The organism is Sinomonas atrocyanea, assembly GCF_030811715.1.
Lineage (GTDB): Bacteria > Actinomycetota > Actinomycetes > Actinomycetales > Micrococcaceae > Sinomonas > Sinomonas atrocyanea_A.
This window is the reverse complement of record NZ_JAUSRH010000026.1, coordinates 1-1,774: the sequence shown is the minus strand read 5'-3', so window position 1 is coordinate 1,774 and position 1,774 is coordinate 1. Positions and strand designations below refer to the sequence as shown.

At 60.9% G+C, this 1,774-nt stretch carries 1 rRNA gene; it reads left to right on the top strand.

Going from position 1 to position 1,774, the window contains the following annotated elements:
* Positions 1–75 precede the first annotated feature (75 nt).
* Positions 76–1,601 (top strand): 16S ribosomal RNA (locus J2W21_RS19735).
* Positions 1,602–1,774: the final 173 nt, after the last annotated feature.

Here is a 1,774-nt window from a genome sequence, read left to right as displayed (position 1 = left end):
CGGGTGTTTGATGCCGGATCATTTTCTGCCGGCCGGGGTGCCTCATTTTCCTGGGGTTCCTGGTTGGCGTGTTCTTTGACGGAGAGTTTGATCCTGGCTCAGGATGAACGCTGGCGGCGTGCTTAACACATGCAAGTCGGACGATGAAGCCCTTCGGGGTGGATTAGTGGCGAACGGGTGAGTAACACGTGAGCAACCTGCCCTTGACTCTGGGATAAGCCTGGGAAACTGGGTCTAATACCGGATAGTACCCCTTGCCGCATGGTGGGGGGTGGAAAGCCTTGTGCGGTCTTGGATGGGCTCGCGGCCTATCAGCTTGTTGGTGGGGTGATGGCCTACCAAGGCGACGACGGGTAGCCGGCCTGAGAGGGTGACCGGCCACACTGGGACTGAGACACGGCCCAGACTCCTACGGGAGGCAGCAGTGGGGAATATTGCACAATGGGCGGAAGCCTGATGCAGCGACGCCGCGTGGGGGATGACGGCCTTCGGGTTGTAAACCCCTTTCGGCAGGGAACAAGCCGCTTCGGTGGTGAGGGTACCTGCGGAAGAAGCGCCGGCTAACTACGTGCCAGCAGCCGCGGTAATACGTAGGGCGCGAGCGTTATCCGGAATTATTGGGCGTAAAGAGCTCGTAGGCGGTTTGTCGCGTCTGCTGTGAAAGCCCGGGGCTCAACCCCGGGTCTGCAGTGGGTACGGGCAGGCTGGAGTGCAGTAGGGGAGACTGGAATTCCTGGTGTAGCGGTGAAATGCGCAGATATCAGGAGGAACACCGATGGCGAAGGCAGGTCTCTGGGCTGTAACTGACGCTGAGGAGCGAAAGCATGGGGAGCGAACAGGATTAGATACCCTGGTAGTCCATGCCGTAAACGTTGGGCACTAGGTGTGGGGGCCATTCCACGGTTTCCGCGCCGCAGCTAACGCATTAAGTGCCCCGCCTGGGGAGTACGGCCGCAAGGCTAAAACTCAAAGGAATTGACGGGGGCCCGCACAAGCGGCGGAGCATGCGGATTAATTCGATGCAACGCGAAGAACCTTACCAAGGCTTGACATGTGCCGGACCGTCCCAGAGATGGGGCTTCCCTTCGGGGCCGGTTCACAGGTGGTGCATGGTTGTCGTCAGCTCGTGTCGTGAGATGTTGGGTTAAGTCCCGCAACGAGCGCAACCCTCGTTCCATGTTGCCAGCACTTCGGGTGGGGACTCATGGGAGACTGCCGGGGTCAACTCGGAGGAAGGTGGGGACGACGTCAAATCATCATGCCCCTTATGTCTTGGGCTTCACGCATGCTACAATGGCCGGTACAAAGGGTTGCGATACTGTGAGGTGGAGCCAATCCCAGAAAGCCGGTCTCAGTTCGGATTGGGGTCTGCAACTCGACCCCATGAAGTCGGAGTCGCTAGTAATCGCAGATCAGCAACGCTGCGGTGAATACGTTCCCGGGCCTTGTACACACCGCCCGTCAAGTCACGAAAGTCGGTAACACCCGAAGCCGGTGGCCCAACCCCTTGTGGGAGGGAGCCGTCGAAGGTGGGACTGGCGATTGGGACTAAGTCGTAACAAGGTAGCCGTACCGGAAGGTGCGGCTGGATCACCTCCTTTCTAAGGAGCAGCGCCCCTGGCCGGGGGCGGCCCGCATGGGCCGTGCCGGCGTGGGGGGAGCAGCAGCCTGCTGCGGGAGCGTTCGTCTCCCGGCGGGTGCTCATGGGTGGAACATCGACGGATTCGTGGCCCGTGCCCCTGGTACGGCCTGTGGCCCCAGTACGCCCCCGCAC